13 protein-coding genes are annotated in these 18,188 nt (G+C 36.4%); 9 read left to right on the top strand and 4 right to left on the bottom strand.

The annotated features are described in order from the left end of the window. Nucleotides 1-80: 80 nt before the first annotated feature. The 6 genes from BUA89_RS20905 (at nucleotide 81) to BUA89_RS20875 (ending at nucleotide 9,806) form a co-directional block, all read left to right on the top strand. Nucleotides 81-1,679, top strand: coding sequence for a DUF1593 domain-containing protein (locus BUA89_RS20905; RefSeq protein ID WP_072963590.1), 1,599 nt, complete (start codon nucleotides 81-83; stop codon nucleotides 1,677-1,679). Nucleotides 1,680-1,938: 259 nt separating this feature from the next. Then, nucleotides 1,939-3,105, top strand: a complete 1,167-nt coding sequence (locus BUA89_RS20900; RefSeq protein ID WP_072963520.1) for an esterase — start codon at nucleotides 1,939-1,941, stop codon at nucleotides 3,103-3,105. Nucleotides 3,106-3,471: 366 nt separating this feature from the next. Continuing rightward, nucleotides 3,472-4,350 (top strand): alpha/beta hydrolase, encoded by an 879-nt coding sequence (locus BUA89_RS20895; protein ID WP_072963516.1) that lies wholly within the window; start codon nucleotides 3,472-3,474, stop codon nucleotides 4,348-4,350. A 161-nt stretch (nucleotides 4,351-4,511) separates the two neighbouring features. Continuing rightward, nucleotides 4,512-5,540, top strand: coding sequence for a nucleoside hydrolase (locus BUA89_RS20890; RefSeq protein ID WP_072963513.1), 1,029 nt, complete (start codon nucleotides 4,512-4,514; stop codon nucleotides 5,538-5,540). A gap of 12 nt (nucleotides 5,541-5,552) precedes the next feature. Next, nucleotides 5,553-8,009, top strand: coding sequence for a glycoside hydrolase family 3 C-terminal domain-containing protein (locus BUA89_RS20885; protein WP_072963510.1), 2,457 nt, complete (start codon nucleotides 5,553-5,555; stop codon nucleotides 8,007-8,009). Nucleotides 8,010-8,375: 366 nt separating this feature from the next. Beyond that, on the top strand, nucleotides 8,376-9,806 hold the full coding sequence (locus tag BUA89_RS20875) for a sugar MFS transporter (protein ID WP_083531752.1): 1,431 nt from the start codon (nucleotides 8,376-8,378) through the stop codon (nucleotides 9,804-9,806). Nucleotides 9,807-9,855: 49 nt separating this feature from the next. Here BUA89_RS20875 and BUA89_RS20870 read toward each other — a convergent pair whose 3' ends face one another. Then, nucleotides 9,856-11,661, bottom strand: coding sequence for a hypothetical protein (locus BUA89_RS20870; RefSeq protein WP_072963503.1), 1,806 nt, complete (start codon nucleotides 11,659-11,661; stop codon nucleotides 9,856-9,858). Between the two features lie 434 nt (nucleotides 11,662-12,095). Here BUA89_RS20870 and BUA89_RS20860 point away from each other — a divergent pair, with 434 nt between their 5' ends. Further along, a complete protein-coding gene (locus BUA89_RS20860; protein ID WP_072963497.1) occupies nucleotides 12,096-12,803 on the top strand; it encodes a DUF6261 family protein in 708 nt (235 codons plus the stop codon). Between the two features lie 54 nt (nucleotides 12,804-12,857). On the opposite strand, the gene BUA89_RS20855 is transcribed toward BUA89_RS20860, so the two are convergent. Together BUA89_RS20855 and BUA89_RS20850 are read right to left on the bottom strand one after the other, a co-directional pair. Beyond that, a complete protein-coding gene (locus BUA89_RS20855) occupies nucleotides 12,858-13,202 on the bottom strand; it encodes a hypothetical protein (RefSeq protein ID WP_072963494.1) in 345 nt (114 codons plus the stop codon). 218 nt (nucleotides 13,203-13,420) lie between these two features. Further along, nucleotides 13,421-14,209 carry an SDR family oxidoreductase gene (locus tag BUA89_RS20850; RefSeq protein WP_072963489.1) on the bottom strand — a complete coding sequence of 263 codons (789 nt, stop codon included), beginning with the start codon at nucleotides 14,207-14,209 and terminating at the stop codon, nucleotides 13,421-13,423. A gap of 191 nt (nucleotides 14,210-14,400) precedes the next feature. Between BUA89_RS20850 and BUA89_RS20845 the strand changes: the two genes are divergently transcribed. Together BUA89_RS20845 and BUA89_RS20840 are read left to right on the top strand one after the other, a co-directional pair. Next, the gene (locus BUA89_RS20845; protein WP_072963486.1) at nucleotides 14,401-15,408 is read left to right on the top strand and encodes an aldo/keto reductase; all 1,008 of its coding nucleotides are present in this window, start codon (nucleotides 14,401-14,403) and stop codon (nucleotides 15,406-15,408) included. A gap of 17 nt (nucleotides 15,409-15,425) precedes the next feature. After that, nucleotides 15,426-16,331 carry a helix-turn-helix domain-containing protein gene (locus BUA89_RS20840; protein WP_072963483.1) on the top strand — a complete coding sequence of 302 codons (906 nt, stop codon included), beginning with the start codon at nucleotides 15,426-15,428 and terminating at the stop codon, nucleotides 16,329-16,331. Nucleotides 16,332-16,412: 81 nt separating this feature from the next. Here BUA89_RS20840 and BUA89_RS20835 read toward each other — a convergent pair whose 3' ends face one another. Then, nucleotides 16,413-17,639: a PQQ-dependent sugar dehydrogenase gene (locus tag BUA89_RS20835; RefSeq protein ID WP_072963480.1), complete on the bottom strand. Its 1,227-nt coding sequence runs from the start codon at nucleotides 17,637-17,639 to the stop codon at nucleotides 16,413-16,415. Between the last annotated feature and the right edge of the window lie 549 nt (nucleotides 17,640-18,188).

The raw sequence follows: 18,188 nt of genomic DNA, 5'->3' as shown, positions 1-18,188 counted from the left end.
TGTGACTAATATGTTAAAAGTAAAAAACTTTTGTGCCTTTTGTGGTTAAATCTCACAGTTATCAAACTAAAAGAAAAACAATGAAAATTAATTTCAAAACCTATAAAAAAGTTCAGAATCTTGCCGTTAGTTTCTTGATGATGAGTTCCGCTTTCGGACAGGCCCAAACTGTTTCCAATCAGGAAAGACCGAGAATCATTATTACAGCCGACCCGGAATTGGACGACAGCAATTCGATGATTCGTTTTTTGCTGTACAGTTCAGATTTGGATATTGACGGATTGGTGTATGCCAGCAGCGCATTCCATTGGAAAGGCGACGGAAAAGGGACGAAATGGTTCGTTCCGAGTAGAGAATACTCAAGATTTGGAACTGGAATTTGTCCTTGCGAATCCTGGAGATGGGGCGAAGATGAAAAATTCATTCACGATGCGGTGGATGCGTATGCTAAATCTTATTCCAATTTAAAAGTTCATAATCCAAATTATCCTTCTCCGGAAGTTTTAAAATCAAAAATTAAATATGGAAATATTGAGTTTGATGGCGATATTTCTAAAGATTCTGAAGGTTCCAATTTAATTAAAGCTGCCATTCTTGATAACAAACCAGGAAAATTATACGTCACCGCTTGGGGCGGATTGAGCACAATTGCAAGAGCTTTAAAATCGATTCAGGAAGAGTTTGAAAATACAACAGATTGGGAAAAAATTCAGACTAAAGTAGCAAGAAAATTAGTCATTTTACCTTCAGGAGACCAAGACGACACGTACGCTTCTTACATCAAACCCAATTGGCCAAAACTGGATTACAGGGAATTTGTAGACGGACCAAACTACGGTTACACCGCTCCTTTGAAGGCAAGTCCTGAAAATGCAAAATATTTCTCAGCCGATTGGATGAAGAAAAATATTTCCCACAAAGGCGCTTTTGGCGAACTTTACCGAGTTTGGGGCGACGGAAAACAAATGGTAAAAAATGATATTGTCGATTTCTTCGGATTCTCAGGTGTAACCGCTGAAGAGCTGAAAAAACAGGGCTATAAAGTCTGGATGCCGTTACAGCCGAAAGGTTCTTTTTTAAGTGAAGGCGACAATTTTACCTTTATGAATATGCTCGGAAATGGATTGCGTGCTTACGAATCCGGTTCTTATGGCGGTTGGGGTGGAATTGAACCTGCTTCAAAAGCCAGTTCCAATATGTTTTTCGATAATGCAGCGGACGGAAATAACAGCGCAGAAGCAATGGCCAATTCGATGGCTTCCAAAGAGAAATCGGAGAAAGAATTGGCTTTCCCAAACTTTTTACCACAAGCGATGAATGATTTTGCAGCAAGATTAACTTGGTCTACGACATCTACTTTTTCCAAGGCTAATCACGAACCGGTTGTAAAAATTTTAGGCCCGACAAATATCCGTTCTTCGGCAGGTGAAAAAGTTCCCTTGTACGGTTCTGTAACCGATCCGGACGGAAATAAAGTGACGATAAAATGGTGGCAGTTCAAGCAAGCAGGAACTTATAATGGTGATGTTGAAATTTCAAAATCAGACAGCTTAAATCCCGAAATCATTGTTCCCAAAACAGCAAAAAGCGGACAAACCATTCACCTGATTTTAGAAGCTACAGATAACGGAACTCCTGCATTGACGAGATATCAACGTGTCATCATCACGGTAAGATAATTTAAAAATGATTCATAATTGATAATAATGAATGTCTTAAAACCGGACTAAAAATATCAGGTTTTAACGAAACTTATTTTTCTTAATGAAAATAAACAAAGTTTATTCTTAAAATATTTAAACATTAAGGATTTAAGAAATACCATAATTATTAAAAATTAAGAAATCAATAGATTGATTTTTATTAAGATACATTAAGTAAATGCTCTTTAAAACTTAATTACTTAATGTTTAAAATTAAAATACACACAATTAAAATATGAAAATCAAATACACAATCTATTCATTAATGCTAAGTTCATTAATGTTTGCCCAGGAAAACCTTGATTTCAGCGGAAAGAAAAATTTAATTTCTCCCGAAATCAATGGTCAGAATGTTACTTTTCGTTTGCTCGCTCCCAATGCGAACAGCGTACAACTGCAGGGAAACTGGTTTCCGTCAAAAGGAATGGAGCCGGGTTTCGTGGATTTGCAAAAAGACAAAGACGGCGTTTGGAGTTTTTCAAAAAATGATTTCAATCCCGATATTTATACCTACTCATTCGTTGTTGACGGCGTAAAAGCCAACGACCCGAACAATTCTTACCAGGTGCGTGATGTTTCCTCGGTGATGAGTATGATTTTGATTGATGGAAAGCAATCCGAAAATTACAAAGTTCAAAATGTCCCGCACGGAACAGTTTCCAAAAGATGGTACAAATCAAACGGACTGAAAGAAGACAGAAGATTAACCGTTTACACACCTCCGGGTTACGAAAATTCAAAAGAAAAATTCCCGGTTTTGTATTTGCTTCACGGAATGGGTGGCGACGAAGAAGCGTGGATGACTTTGGGAAGAGTATCGCAGATTTTGGATAATTTAATTGCCCAGGGAAAAGCAAAACCGATGATTGTCGTAATGCCAAACGGTCACACCAGTAATGCCGCAGCGCCAGGCGAATCTTCGAGAGGGTTTTATAAAATTGATATGAGGACGCCGGATATTTTCAGTGGCGATATGGAAACGTATTTCAAGGAAATTATGAATTTCACAGAATCTAATTATCGTGTAAAAGCCGATGCCAAAAATCGCGCCATTGCCGGACTTTCGATGGGAGGTTTTCATTCGCTGTACATTTCTGCCAATCAGCCAAAAACGTTTGATTATGTCGGTCTTTTTTCGCCTGCGATTCTTCCGCCAGACGAAAAGAAAAGCTCTGTTTATCAGAATTTAGATTCAAAATTGAAAACTCAACAAACAAATTCCTACAAATTGTATTGGATTGCCATTGGAAAGACAGATTTTCTCTATAAAAATGTAGAAGAATACCGTCAGAAACTCGACAAAATGAACTTCAAATATCAATATGTAGAATCCGAAGGTGGTCACACGTGGAGCAATTGGAGAACGTATTTAAACGAGTTTGTTACACAGTTATTTAAGTAAAATAATAATTATTTGGACAGCTTACTCCGCCTGTAGTTTATCCTGAGCTTGTCGAAGGGCTCCCAATCTTTTTTGTGGACGATTTCAATCTAAATAGAACTTGAGTACAAGCAAAAAAGGATTTCCGCTCAAGTCGGGCTGCGAGAGATTCGCTGTTAAGAATTAGCAGAATGTTTGTCATTCAGAGCGAAACGAAGTGGAGCGTGGAATCTAAAAATTCAATTCGTGCAGAGATTCCTACGGAATGACAAACTAACTGTCAGTTTAATGCGGTCTTCGCTGAGTGAAACGCCTTTGCGAACGAAAAATATACAGAATAATTAAAAAAAATCTTTGCGCTCTTTGCGTTTAAAATAATAAAAATCAATGAAAAAATTAATTATAGCAAGTTTATTCCTTTTCGGTTTAAACAGCATCAATGCTCAAAAATCAATTCCATTATACAAAGGAAAAGCGCCGGGAACAGAAAACTGGACGCAGAAAGAAGCACAGCAATTCAACGAATTGTTTAAAACAGAAGTTGTTTTCAACGTTACACAACCTTCAATTTTGGTTTTTGAAGCCGATAAATCAAAAGCCAACGGAACAGTTGTCGTTGTCGCTCCGGGTGGAGGTTTCCAAAGTTTATCCATCAACCGAGAAGGAATTGATATGGCAAAAAAACTCGCAGAAAACGGAATTACCGCTGTGGTTTTAAAATACAGACTATTGGAAACCAAATCCAACGACCCAGCGAAAGAAATGATGGAAAACATCAAAGACAGACCTGCTTTCGACAAGAGAACAGCACCAATTAAAGTAATGGCAGGAGAAGATATCAAAACAACAATTTCTTATGTAAGAACACACGCAAAAGAATTGAACATCAATCCTGAAAAATTAGGAGTAATAGGATTTTCTGCAGGAGCAAGTGTAATTTTGGAAAGCGTTCTTCACAGCAAAGATGCTTCAACTTTGCCAAATTTCGCAGCTTCAATTTACGGCGGACCAAGTCAGGAAATTTTAGATACAGAAATTCCGAAATCTCCACTTCCATTATTCATTTGTGCAGCAAGTGATGACCAGTTGAAATTAGCTCCGAAATCAGTTTTACTATACAACAAATGGTTGGAAGCAGGACAGCCAACCGAACTTCACATCTACGAAAAAGGCGGCCACGGTTTTGGAATGGGAAAGCAGAATTTACCTGTTGACAAATGGTCTGATGTTTATTTGGACTGGTTGAGATTTCATAAGTTTTTATAAATATTTTAATTAAATCATAAAGATTGGATTAGTTAAAATCTCACGCAGATTAAGCAAATTTTGCAGATAAATACAATTAAAAATCTGCTCTATCTGAATAATCTGCGAAAAAATTTTAATGAAATCAACATCTCTTTTGTGGTTAATTCAAAACCAAAGCAATGAAATCAATTTTTAATATAGTTTCTTTTTTTGCGGCAATGGCTGTGTCCGCACAGTCTACTGCCGTGATTTCGGAAATGGATAAATATGTTAAACCCCGCTATCGAGTCATCGTCGACAATGATTTCGGTGGCGATCCCGACGGACTTTTCCAGCTCGTTCATCAGATTCTTTCGCCTTCTGCGGAAATCAAGGGAATTATTGGTTCACATTTAAAACCGGGCGACCCTTTTGATTCTTCAAAAATTACTGCAGAAAACGCTGTAAAGAAAGTCAATGAAACTTTGGAAGTGATGAATCTGAAAAACAAATTCAATGTTTTTCAAGGTTCAAATGACCAATTGAAAGATTTAAAAACTCCAAACATTTCCGAAGGTGCAAAAGCAATCGTTGCAGAAGCAATGAAAGCCGATGAGAAAAATCCTTTGTTCGTAGTTTGTGGCGCTGGTTTAACGGAAGTTGCAAGTGCTTATCTGATGGAACCAAAAATCGCTGACAAAATCGTTGTCGTTTGGATTGGCGGTCCTGAATATTCCGATTTAGCAGCGCCTCCTCCCGGATTTACCCCTTTAGAATACAATCTTGGAATCGATATTATAGCTGCTCAAGTTGTTTTCAACGAATCCAATTTAAACATTTGGCAAATCCCGAGAAATGCTTATAGACAGACTTTGATGTCTTACACCGAACTTATTACCAAAGTAAAACCTGAAGGAAAAACGGGAGCTTATTTAACCAGGAAAATCGAAGAGTTAATGGAAAGAGTTCAGAAACTGAATTTCCATATCGGTGAAACTTACATTATGGGAGATTCACCTTTGGTGTTGGTGACGGCTTTACAGTCTTCGTTTGAGGCAGATTCTTCATCAAGTTCTTATGTTCTGAAAAACGCTCCGAAAATCGATGATAATGGTTTGTATCAATACAATCCAAAAGGAAAAAGCATCAGAGTTTATACGCAACTCGACACAAGACTGATGTTCGAGGATTTCTACACAAAACTAAAATTATTCAACAAAAAAAATTAAAAATATAGTATTATGAACAAGAACGAAACTACCTTGCTTATGCTTTCAAAAAAAGCAAAGTTTGCAGGATTGTTCCTGGCTTTGTTAGCAGCTTCGCCCTTTACAAAGGCTCAAAATAATCCGACTGTTACCGTTGGTGGAAAGACATTCAAAGACCTTAATAAAAATGGTAAACTCGACGTCTGGGAAGATACAAGACTTTCGGTGGACAAAAGAATTGATGCCATCATCAAGCAAATGACCAACGAGGAAAAAGTAAACCTTTTAATCGGAACAGGAATGCCCGGAATCGAAGTTCTGACGGGGCCTGTCGGAGATTCAAAGCAAGGATTGGTTCCCGGAGCAGCGGGTGGAACAGCTAATTTCGATCGATTCGGAATTCCTGCGACGGTAGTTGCGGACGGACCTGCCGGTTTGAGAATTGCACCGACAAGAGAGAATAATTCAAAAACGTATTATGCAACAGCATTTCCTGTGGGAACAGCGTTGGCTTCAACCTGGAATAAAACACTTTTGGAGCAGGTGGGAAAAGCAATGGGAAATGAAGTGAAAGAATATGGTGTTGATGTCCTTTTAGCGCCGGCTTTGAATATTCAAAGAAATCCCTTGAACGGCAGAAACTTCGAATATTATTCTGAAGACCCTTTGATTTCAGGAAAAACGGCTGCTGCCATTGTGAACGGAATTCAGTCTCAGGGGGTGGGAACTTCCATCAAACATTTCGCTGCGAATAATGAAGAAACCAGCCGTTTAACAATCAATGCTCACGTTTCTGAAAGAGCGATGAGAGAATTGTATTTGAGAAATTTCGAAATTACCGTTAAAGAATCTCAGCCTTGGACAGTAATGTCGTCTTACAACAAAGTGAACGGCGTTTATACGTCAGATTCAAAAGATTTACTGACTCAGGTTTTGAGAAACGAATGGGGTTTCAAAGGCATTGTAATGACCGACTGGTTCGGAGGTTTCCCAGGTTTTGAATCTATCAGAAGCGGCGGAATTTCCGACGTTGTCAAACAGATGAATGCAGGAAACGACCTTTTGATGCCGGGAATTCCGGCACAGAAAAAAGTATTGTTGGAAGCTTTGAATTCAGGGAAAGTATCTCAGGAAGTTGCCAACCTCAATGTGAAAAGAATCTTGGAATATGTATTCAAAACACCAACTTTTGCCCGATACCAATACAGCGACAAACCTAATCTTGCAGAACACGCAGAAGTAACAAGAAGTGCTGCGACGGAAGGAATGGTTTTGCTTAAAAACGAACAAAATACTTTGCCTTTTGACAACAAGCAGAAAGAAGTTTCCTTATTCGGTGTGACTTCTTATGCATGGATAACAGGCGGAACAGGAAGCGGAAGTGTAAATAACAAGCACACCGTTTCTCTTTTGGAAGGTTTAAATGCGGCAGGTTACAAATTAGACAAAGAACTGGTCGATTTATATACACCACACGCTGAAAAAGAAGTAGCCGCCGAAAAGGAAAGAAGAAAAGCAAAAGGAATTTTGGCTTTACCGGAAAGACTTCCCGAAATGAAACTGGATGATGCGTTCTATGCTAAAAAAGCAGAAACTTCGGAAATCGCTTTCGTGACGTTGGGAAGAAACTCAGGAGAAGGCGGTGACAGAGTTGTTGATAATGATTTCAATCTGGCAACGGAAGAAATCGAAATGCTGGATAAAATCTCAAAAGCGTTCCACGCAAAAGGGAAGAAAGTGGTTGTGATTTTAAATATCGGCGGTGTTATCGAAACCGCTTCCTGGAAAGATAAAGTTGATGCCATTCTTTTGGCTTGGCAGCCGGGACAGGAAGGTGGACATTCTGTTGCAGATGTGGTTTCAGGCAAAGTAAACCCTTCCGGAAAACTGACGATGACTTTCCCTGTGAATTACGCAGACCACGCTTCAGCAAAGAATTTCCCTGGAATTCCTGCGGATAATCCGAAAGAGGTGACGTATCAGGAAGGTGTGTATGTTGGATACCGTTATTTCAATACATTTGGCGTGAAACCTTCTTATGAATTCGGTTATGGTAAGTCTTATACGGATTTTGCGTATTCGAATATTAAAACCAATTCAACAACTTTTAATAATACATTAGAAGTTACGGTTGATGTAAAAAATACTGGTAAGGTTGCCGGAAAAGAAGTGGTAGAATTGTACGTTTCAGCTCCGGGAAAAAATATTGACAAACCAAAATCTGAACTGAAAGCGTATGCTAAAACCAAAGAGCTTAAACCGGAAGAATCTCAAACCGTTACCTTGACTTTGAATCCAAAAGATTTAGCATCCTATGAAACCGCAAAATCTGCGTGGGTTGCAGAAGCCGGAACTTACAAAATTTCTGTGGGAGCATCTTCTTTGGACATTAAGCAGACTGCAGAATTCTCTGTTCCAAAAGAATTGGTGGTGGAGAAAGTTCAGCATATTTTGCCTGCAGACCAAAAGTTTGAAGATTTGAAACCTTAATTAAATATTCTGACTCTGCGTCAATTCGAGTGATTTTTGAAATGAAGTGGAAAAAATTGGATCGAGAATGGGTAATGAAACCCAAAATTCTCGATACAAATTCTTTCAGAATTTTACTCGAATTGACGATTTACAAAAAAATTAAATATGTATTTAGCCCTACGTCAATTCGAGTGATTTTTGAAACGAAGTGGAAAAAATTGTATCGAGAATGGATTATGAAACAAAAAATTCTCGATACAAATTCTTTCAGAATTTTACTCGAATTGACGATTTACAAAAAAGTAACAGTATTCAACACAAATTTATTATCTCAAAGTGAGATTTTATCAACAAAAGAGGCTATCTTTAACCTCTTTTAATTATATGAATGTTATGATCAATGAAGTAAAGACAAAAAGCAGGAATTATACAGTTCCGCTTATTACCATTACCCTTTTATTTTTTATGTGGGGATTCATTACCTGTATGAATGATATCCTTATCCCCTATCTGAAACAGCTCTTCAACCTTACGTTTTTCAAATCGATGTTGGTGCAGTTCTGTTTCTTCGGAGCTTACTTTATTGGCTCAATGATTTATTTTCTGATCTCAATGATCAGCGAAGACCCAATCAACAAAGTAGGATACAAGAAAGGAATTATTTTCGGGATTTTCCTGTCGGCTTTCGGATGTATTCTGTTTTACCCGGCGGCAACTTTCACTTCTTACGGATTGTTCCTTGGTGCACTCTTCGTTCTTGGATTAGGATTTACCATTCTTCAGATTACAGCGAATGCTTATGTATCACTTTTAGGTTCTCCAGAATCTGCATCGAGCAGACTGAATATGACTCAGGCTTTCAATGCATTCGGGACAACCATTGCACCGGTTTTGGGTGGACATTTAATCTTTGAATTTTTCTCTGCCGATGACGGTTCGTTCTCTGCAGTGGCAACGAGAATTCCTTATTTAATTTTCGCGGGAATCTTATTATTGGTTGCTTTATTAATTTCTCAGGTAAAGCTTCCTTCTTTCCAGGGTGAAGAAGAGGAAGCTATAAAAGGTTTGGGAGCACTTCAGTATCCGCATCTTTTGTTCGGGGTTTTTGCCATGTTCTGTTATGTAGGTGGGGAAGTAGCGGTAGGAAGTTTTATCATCAGTTTCCTTGAGCAGCCACAGGTAATGAACCTGAATGAAGTGGTAAGTAAAAACTATCTTTCTCTGTATTGGGGTGGTGCGATGATTGGAAGATTTTTGGGAGCTATCTCTCTTAATCAGGCAATCAGTCAGCAGAAAAAAGCTTTATACATGATTGGTGCTGCAGCTGCAGTATTCTTAGTTATTTTCAGTATTGTTGATTTAACGTTTTCACAGATTAGCTTCTTCCTGGTGTTTATTGTATTAAACTTTATTGCTTTCTTTATCGGAAAATCTGCTCCGGCAAGAACGTTATCGATCTTTGCATCCATCAACGTGTTGTTGTTGATTTCTGCAATGGTAAATCAGGGCGAATTAGCGATGTACAGCATTTTAGGAATCGGAATTTTCAACTCGATTATGTTCTCTAATATTTATACACTTGCCATTTCAGGATTAGGAAAATACACAAGCCAGGGTTCGTCATTGGTGGTGATGGCCATCTTAGGAGGTGCCATTGTTCCTATTTTCCAGGGATATCTTGCGGATACTTTCGGAGTACAGAAATCGTTTATCATCCCTGTGTTCTGTTATGTAGCCATCTTAATTTTTGGAGCATACTGTACTAAATATTTAGGACACGTAAAACAGGATGCTGATGCAAAATCAGGACATTAAGATTTTTTAATTTTATATAAGGAAAAACCTGCTGTTGAGCAGGTTTTTTTTATGGTCTACAACAAATATAAACTTCAGTATTTGCTTCATAACAACTAGAAATTAAAGAGGAAACAAACCAAAGAATCTGTATTACCTCGTTTCTTTCAACAAAGTACTCTGCATTTTGTAGCTTCATCAATCTGTCTTCTAAAGCAGCTTTACTAATGAAATTGATTACTATAAATACTTGTTTTTTTATATTAGGATAACCTTTTACTTTTTTGAAGTATTCAATTACGTCTTCTTCATCTTGTCCTGTTCTTATTCTAGAGATTTGGGTTACAATGCCATCATTTTTATAAGTTCTTTGCCAGTAATTTTCTTTTAAACTCCATTGGTCTTCTCCAGGACTTAGGTTACCTAAGTTTTTAAGAGCTTGACCAATAATGTCTTGAAAATCAGAAGCTGAAAAATTTGAATCTTTATATTTTGAGTGGTAAAAAGATATTGTATTTTCGCTTAGTCCAATATGATCCGCCCATTCTTTATAAAGATCGTCACAAATAAAATAATCATGATTAGCCATGAATTCTTCTTCCACAAAACCAAAAACTGAATTTGTATCAAAAAGTGTTGATGTAATTCTAAAACTACCTTTTTCAGAACTCACATTTTCTAATTCTGAATATGGAATAAATATTTTGAGAAGTCCTTCTAAATTTCCTAATAGTCTGCTATCCTTAAACAATTTTCTATTACAATAAATAAGTTCAGGATTATCAAATGTAATTATATAGCTTTTTGTCCAATTAAGAACAGATAAAATTGGAAAAGATAAATCGTTCTCGTACTCTACATGCACTTTTGCTAGCTTTGCTGAGCGAAGAGTTATTGATTTATTATTTTTAAAAAGAAATAAATCTTTTATAAGCTCATGTTTTAAATGATAACCTCCATTAGTAAACTCAATTTCTATCAATTTTTCGAAATGCTTAAGAATGCTCAATAAGTTAATATCACGTTCGATATATTCATTATTGATTTTCACTTTAATAAAGCACCTTTTAATCTTATTTTCTTCATATTCTTTATATAATTTATTTAAAATTATTAGTATCGCTGTCGGATTTAAAACATCTTTATATTTTGTATAATCGACAGATGTTGCAAATGAAGATAAAAAACTAATTTTAAGAGTACAATCTTTTATACTTTCAACTACTTTATCTGACCACTTTAAAAAACCTTCAAAATTATTTTTTGGTCCTAATTGATTAATTCGTGAGGCATTAAGTGATAAAGCAATTTTACTATCATCATTATTTACTCGAACATTATTTAAGATGTAACCTTGTAAACCAAAAGTAGATACGTTATCCTTTAAATTATTCGATTCTAAGCTTTTTTGTCTTATAGCTTTGTCCGAAATATTCATATTATCCATGCTTAATTTTTCAAATGAAGTATTTTCATTTGAAAAGATTGATGTCATTACATCATAATCTAGTGGTTCAAAAAGTGAGAGAAAATCATTTATCTTAGATATATTTCTTTTAGCAATTACAATATGATTTTCGAAATCTATTAAACAGATGTACGCAAGTTTTGTTTCTTCCCAACCTACAATTGACTCTTCAATAAAAGAAGGCTTCTTTATATATTTAAATATTGCAATCGAATAATAAATTTCCCTTTCATTAATAACATATGGCTTTTTATGAATATTTAATAAGAACCTTCCCTGTTTGTCTTGAGAAGCCTCTTCAAAAGTTGTCTTGATAAGTCTTTTGGTTAAATATTGGCTATTTTCCTTTATAAAAAAATAAGCATTTTCGTGTAAAATTATATTCTGTAATAAAATTTCTTCATTCATTTAGGTCATAGTTTAATTTATGTATTAAAGTCCTTGTAATATTTTAAAATTGTTCAAAAATAATATTATCGCAATAACTTTCATTACGGAAAACCGTAACAAATTAAAAATAAGTACCTTCTGCAATTTACTTTTCAATAAATTCAAAATCCACCGTATTTCTACGGAAATTTCAAACATTCAAAAAAATCTGTTTCAAACCAAACAACTCCTCCTTCAGTCTCAAACAAACCGTTTGCAACCAAACATCTTTTACTTTTGTTCCCCGCAAACTGTTGGAAACAAAACACAATAGGCGGAAGTCTCCCGCAATTTGTTTGAGACAAAACACAAAGTTGTTTTGTTTCCAACAAAATGTTTGGAACAAAACAGTATTTTATTTACATTTATTACCTATAATTATTACATTATTAACAATTGAAAACACATTTTGTATGAAAATTACATTATCAAAACTGAGTACCAAAGATCTGGCTACTCTTTCTCAGAGAATTATCAATTCTTCAGAATCAGGAAATTTCCCGGTAATCACCCATCATCCTTTGCTTACAGAATTCAAAACCATTTATGCAGACTACGATGAGGTCTATACCAAACAAATCTACAGCGGTAAAGGGGTAAGCGTGGCCGATGCGGATGGAAAGCGGGATGATGCTTTCAGAATCCTGAAAAACTTCCTGAACGGCTACCGGAAAATGACCACTTTATCCAACTATCAGTTCGCCGAAGATCTCTATCAGACTTTCAGACTCTACGGAATAGATATGGATCGGGAGAGTTATTCGACCCAAACTGCCCAAATGAAAAAGCTTATTGAAGACCTTGAAAAACCGGAAAACGCTCAAAAACTGAATGCGCTTTCACTGCTGACCGCTTTTCATGATATGAAGTCTAAACATGAGACTTTCGAACAAATTTTTGCCGAACAGGCAGAAGCCAATGCCAATCTTCGACAGATGAAAAGTGCATCGTCCATCCGCAGGAATCTGGAAAAGGTATTGAAATCGCTCCTCACTCTCATCACCGTTATGAAAGACGTCCCGGACTGGAAACTTTTATACGCAGACATCAACGAACTGGTAAAGGCTGCAAAAAATTCCACCATCAGCAATGCCGATAAAAACGGAGCTCTTCCTAAATAATCATAAAAAAGGGGCTGAAATTTCAGCCCCTTTTATATTGTATGGTAAACGATCTTATATCGACAGTTTATTGGTTTTGGTATTGTACACAATAAGATTTTCTTCAGAATTTTTTCTGGTATTCGCGAGTGAATCCACGGAGATAATGGTAAAATTCTTCGGTTTGTAGATCTTTATATCTCCTGTAGCCTCTTCTACAATCACTTTTTCTGCATCTTTAAAGCTGATTTTTGCAGAATTAAGCGAAACATTTCCAGTGAAAACGGTTGTTTTTTCTACCAGATCTCTTTTGGCATTTTCGCTTTTGAATTCAAGCGTTTCGTTATTTTTTTCCTGAGAGAAAAGCTGCTGAGAACAAAGCAATAAAAATACTCCCAAAATTTTTAGACCTTTTTCCATTTTTTATTCTTTACTGTTGTTAGTCTTTTTTGATGTCGAGAGCAAAAACTTTTGTTCCCGGTTATTTGTTTTTTTATTGAGTTTTAACTGAATAATTTATTTACTACCTTTAAAACACTGCAAAGAAATAATAATTTCACTACAATTGGAATAGATGGGTCTTTTTTTAACCTTATTTAACTGTTTTTAATTTTTTTTCTTATTAAATTGTGCTTTTATTAATAAGTATTATTCAAGCCGCCATCCAATGGGATACTTGTTCCCGTGATATAAGAAGCATATTCGGAAGCAAGAAAAGATACCAACTGGCCATACTCTTCAGGTTTCCCCAATCTTTTCATCGGGATTTTCTCTTCCCTTCCTTTTTTAATTTCTTCTATGGATGCACCGGTTTGCTGAGCCTCATGGTCAATAAGATTTTTGATTCTTTCTGTATCGAAATAGCCTGTAAGAATATTATTGATGGTGACATTGTGCTTCGCAACTTCCAGAGAAAGCGTTTTCGACCACGCAATCACCGCCGAACGGATAGAATTGGATAGCGCCAGATTAGGAATAGGTTCCTTCACCGATAATGAAGATACGTTGATAATGCGGCCACTCCCCTTTTTTATCATGGCAGGCAAAGCCAGATTAGTTGTTTCGCAAACGGTCTTGAAAAGCAGGTCAAAAGCGGTCTGATAATCCTCAACATTCTTATCTTTTGCCAACCCTGGACTTGGACCGTTGGTATTATTAACCAAAATATCAATTTCGTTTTGATTAAAAAATTCAGCAATAATCATTTTAAAACTTTCAAAATCTGAAAAGTCTGCCACTAAGTACTGATGCTTTTGCTCTCCGTGAACAACCGGAAGCCATGCCGTAAAATGTTTCAGTTTTTCTTCATTTCTGGCCATTACCGTTACATTGGCTCCGCATTTTGCCAATTCTGTGGCAATTCCTGCTCCTATTCCCTGTGTTGCCGCCCCTACCAGCGCATTTTTTGAATTGAGTTTGATATTCATACTTTGAAATTTTATTCTGTTATTCTGGGTTTGATGATAAATGTAGTAAAAACAATTTACAGTAAGAATTACTTTTAATTATTTAAATCTCATCAATCTTACTGATCCGTAATTTACATACAAGAGTCTTGGTTTTGCATACACCGTGTTCATGATTTCTTCTGAATTTTGTATCAATAAAAATTTACACGATGAGTTTATCACACATAACATTAGGAAATCAGGGTCTGGAAATCCCTAAAATTGGTTTGGGATGCATGGGAATGACAGGTTTTGAGGAAGCCAATATGTACGGAGAGGCCAATGAAACGGAAGCCATTGCTACCATCCACCGTTCATTCGAACTGGGAGGAAATTTTCTGGATACCGCCGATCTGTACGGACCTTTAAAAAACGAACAGTTAATTGCAAAAGCAATCGGCACTAAGCGTAATGAATATATTATTGCCACAAAATTCGGCTGGGAAATTGACGATCAGAATAAAGTAACCTGGGCTATTAACGGCAAAAAAGACTATGTAAAGAAAGCTGTTGAAAGATCTTTGAAGAATTTAATAACCGATTATATCGATTTGTATTATATGCATCGCCTGGACAAAAACACGCCGATTGAAGAAACGGTAGGTGCCATGAGCGATCTGGTAAAAGAAGGAAAGGTGAAGTATATAGGATTATCTGAAGTGTCTTCTGAAACAGTAAGGAAAGCCCACGCAGTACATCCGATTACAGCAGTACAAAGCGAGTATTCTTTATTTGAAAGAACGGTAGAAGAAAAAGGAGTTTTAAGAACATTAAAAGAATTGGGAATTGGTTTTGTAGCGTATTCACCGTTAGGAAGAGGTTTTTTATCAGGACAGATTAAATCCGTAAATGATTTGCCGGAGAATGATTTCCGCAGAGGAATCCCGAGGTTTCAGGGAAATTATTTCCATAAAAATATCGAACTGGTGGAAGCGATCGAAAATATGGCAAAAGAAAAAGAGGTTACCTCATCACAACTGGCTTTAGCATGGATCATGAGTAAAGGAATTGTACCGATCCCGGGAACAAAACGAAGAAAATATGTAGAACAGAATATTGCATCTGCCAATATAGAATTAACTGAAAATGACCTTCAGAAACTGGAAAGTATCGTACCTTTAGGAACCGATACCGGAGCGCCTTACGACGAATTCAGTATGGGACTTTTAGACTATTAATTTTATTAACTTGCAGTATGAATACCATTGCATCCGTTTCCGCATTCCACCGTTTATTATCCTTGCCGGAACCTAAACATCCTCTGGTAAGTGTCATTAATCTATCCGACAGCACTTTTATCGAAGACGATATCTGGAAGGGTTTTATGAACCGGTTTTACTGTGTTGCCCTGAAAAGAGAAGCCACGGGAAAAGTGAGGTACGGACAGCAGCATTATGATTATGACAAAGGAGTGTTAAGCTTTACCGCTCCGCATCAGATACAATACCTCGATTTACAGACTATTGACTGCGTCGGAAAAGGATATCTTTTGGTCTTTCATGAAGATTTTTTATTGAAACATTCTTTAGCACAAACGATATCAGGTTATGGATTTTTCTCTTACGCCGTGAATGAAGCATTACACCTCTCTGAAGACGAAGAAAAAGATCTGATTGAAATTTTACATAAAATAGATAAAGAATGCCAGCACATTGATCGTCATACTCAGGAAATTATCCTGTCACAAATAGATCTGTTGCTGAATTACTCCAACCGTTTTTACGAAAGACAGTTTATCACAAGAAAAAACGGAAACCATCAGCTATTGGCGAAATTTGAGCAATATCTAAATGACTATTTCGATAAAGAAGAATCTGCAGAAAAAGGACTCCTCACCGTTCAGCAACTAGCGGAAGCAATGAACCTCTCACCAAATTATTTAAGTGATCTCTTAAGAATCCATACAGGCCAAAATACTCAACAGCATATTCATGAAAAACTGATCAGTAAGGCTAAAGAAAAACTATCAGCCACGCAATTATCAATCAGTGAAATTGCATATGCTCTGGGGTTTGAACATTCGCAATCGTTCAGTACTTTATTTAAAAAGAAAACGAGTATGGCTCCGCTGGAGTTTCGGGCGAAGTTTAAGTTTAATTAATCATTTCCCTAATAAAACCCATACTTATCATAATAAAAAACACCTAAAATTTAGGTGTTTTATACGTTTAGATATCTTCAATTATTGCTTACGAATCCTGTACAACTTCCCTTCATCCGTCACAGCATAAAGATTATTATCCAGGCCTTGTGTAATATCTCTGAAACGCTGATTTTCATTAGCCAAAAGACGTTCCTCTCCTATCACCTGATTATTGTTGATGACCAGTCTTGCAATATGTTTTCCGCTTAATGAAGCAACGAAAAGATTATTTTGCCATTCAGGCACTGAATTTCCTTTGTAAAAAGTAATTCCGCTTGGCGAAATAACAGGATCCCAATAATATACAGGCTGCTCCATTCCTGCCTTTTGCTGAATTCCGTCTCCGATGGTTGCCCCACTGTATTCAATTCCGTAAGTAATGGTAGGCCATCCATAATTTTTACCTGCCTGAACACGGTTAATTTCATCACCACCTTTAGGGCCGTGCTCACTTTGCCACAACTCTCCGGTTACAGGATGAATGGCAATTCCCTGAGGATTTCTGTGGCCGATACTGTATAACTCCGGCAAAGCCCCCGACTGGCTGAATGTAGGATTCCCCGGTGCCGGCTGACCACTGGTTGTAATTCTAAGGATTTTACCTACGGCTGCCGTTGCCGATTGTGCCAAAGGTCTTGTAGACATGTCCGAACGTTCTCCTGTGCTTACAAATAAATTTCCCGTACTGTCAAATAAAATCCTTCCTCCATAATGCAGGTTTCCTACGTTTGCGGAAGGATTCGCCCTGTAAATAACAGCCGGATTTTCAATGGTTGCTTCAGAATTCGACAGTTTTCCTTTTGCAACAGAAGTTACATTTCCCCCTGAAACATTTTCAGAAAAAACCCAATAGATCATTCTGTTTGAGCTGAACTGAGGATCAACACATACACCCAGCAAACCGCCCTGTCCATTGGAATTAACCGCTGGCAGCCCGGTAATAGCGCTACTTACGGTACCAGAAGTACTTACAATACGCATTGTTCCTGTCTTTTCTGTGATCAGCAATCTCCCGTCCGGTAAGCTTGTAATTCCCCAAGGTGAAGATAATGAAGAAGCCAGCACTTCAGACACATAAGGCGTTACCGTTTTTACACCATTTGCCCGGGTCTGTCCAGGGAATGCAGGTTGATAATTTGTATTGGCAGGATTTGTTTCTACCGGTGGAAACGTCGTTCCATTGTCAATAGTTTCGTCGATAGAGTCTAAACAGCTTGAAAAAAGAACAGATGAGATAATCATCAAATGATAAGGTTTGATTTTCATATTTTAAAATTTTGGTGATTTGATTTGTAAAGTCAGGATTTTCGTAACAAAATACTTGCCATAATTCACATTTTAGTGTTTTTTGTTAAATAATTAATCGATTACATTGATTAAGTTAACAGTACAATCCGTATTCGCAAGACAAGTGATCAACTTTTCTGATTAGAATTATGATAAAAGCAATTAAATTATTTTAAACTGTTCTTTAATTTTAACCCATTTACAAGTTCTTTTTTATTTCGTATGATTTTAACAGATATTTTCTCTAAAGTATTGTCTTATAAAGACTAATCATATTCCTGACACAATTTTTAAATTATATGTTACAAGTAGGTATATTATTTTTGTGTAAAATTTGAAAAACAAATCTCTATTTATTGAAATATTTCATTATTTATTTTATATATTTGTTTTACACTATTTAATTATAAACATTTATAATTACAATAATTCATATTGTACCACTCTTTCTTCAAGGATAAAAATGTAAATTAACAAAATTATTAACAATTTAATAATCAATACTTTTTGAATAAAAATGTTATTTAG

Source organism: Chryseobacterium arachidis, assembly GCF_900129245.1.
GTDB classification, from domain to species: domain Bacteria; phylum Bacteroidota; class Bacteroidia; order Flavobacteriales; family Weeksellaceae; genus Chryseobacterium; species Chryseobacterium arachidis.
The sequence above is the reverse complement of the archived record's forward strand: the minus strand, read 5'-3'. Positions and strand labels throughout refer to the sequence as shown.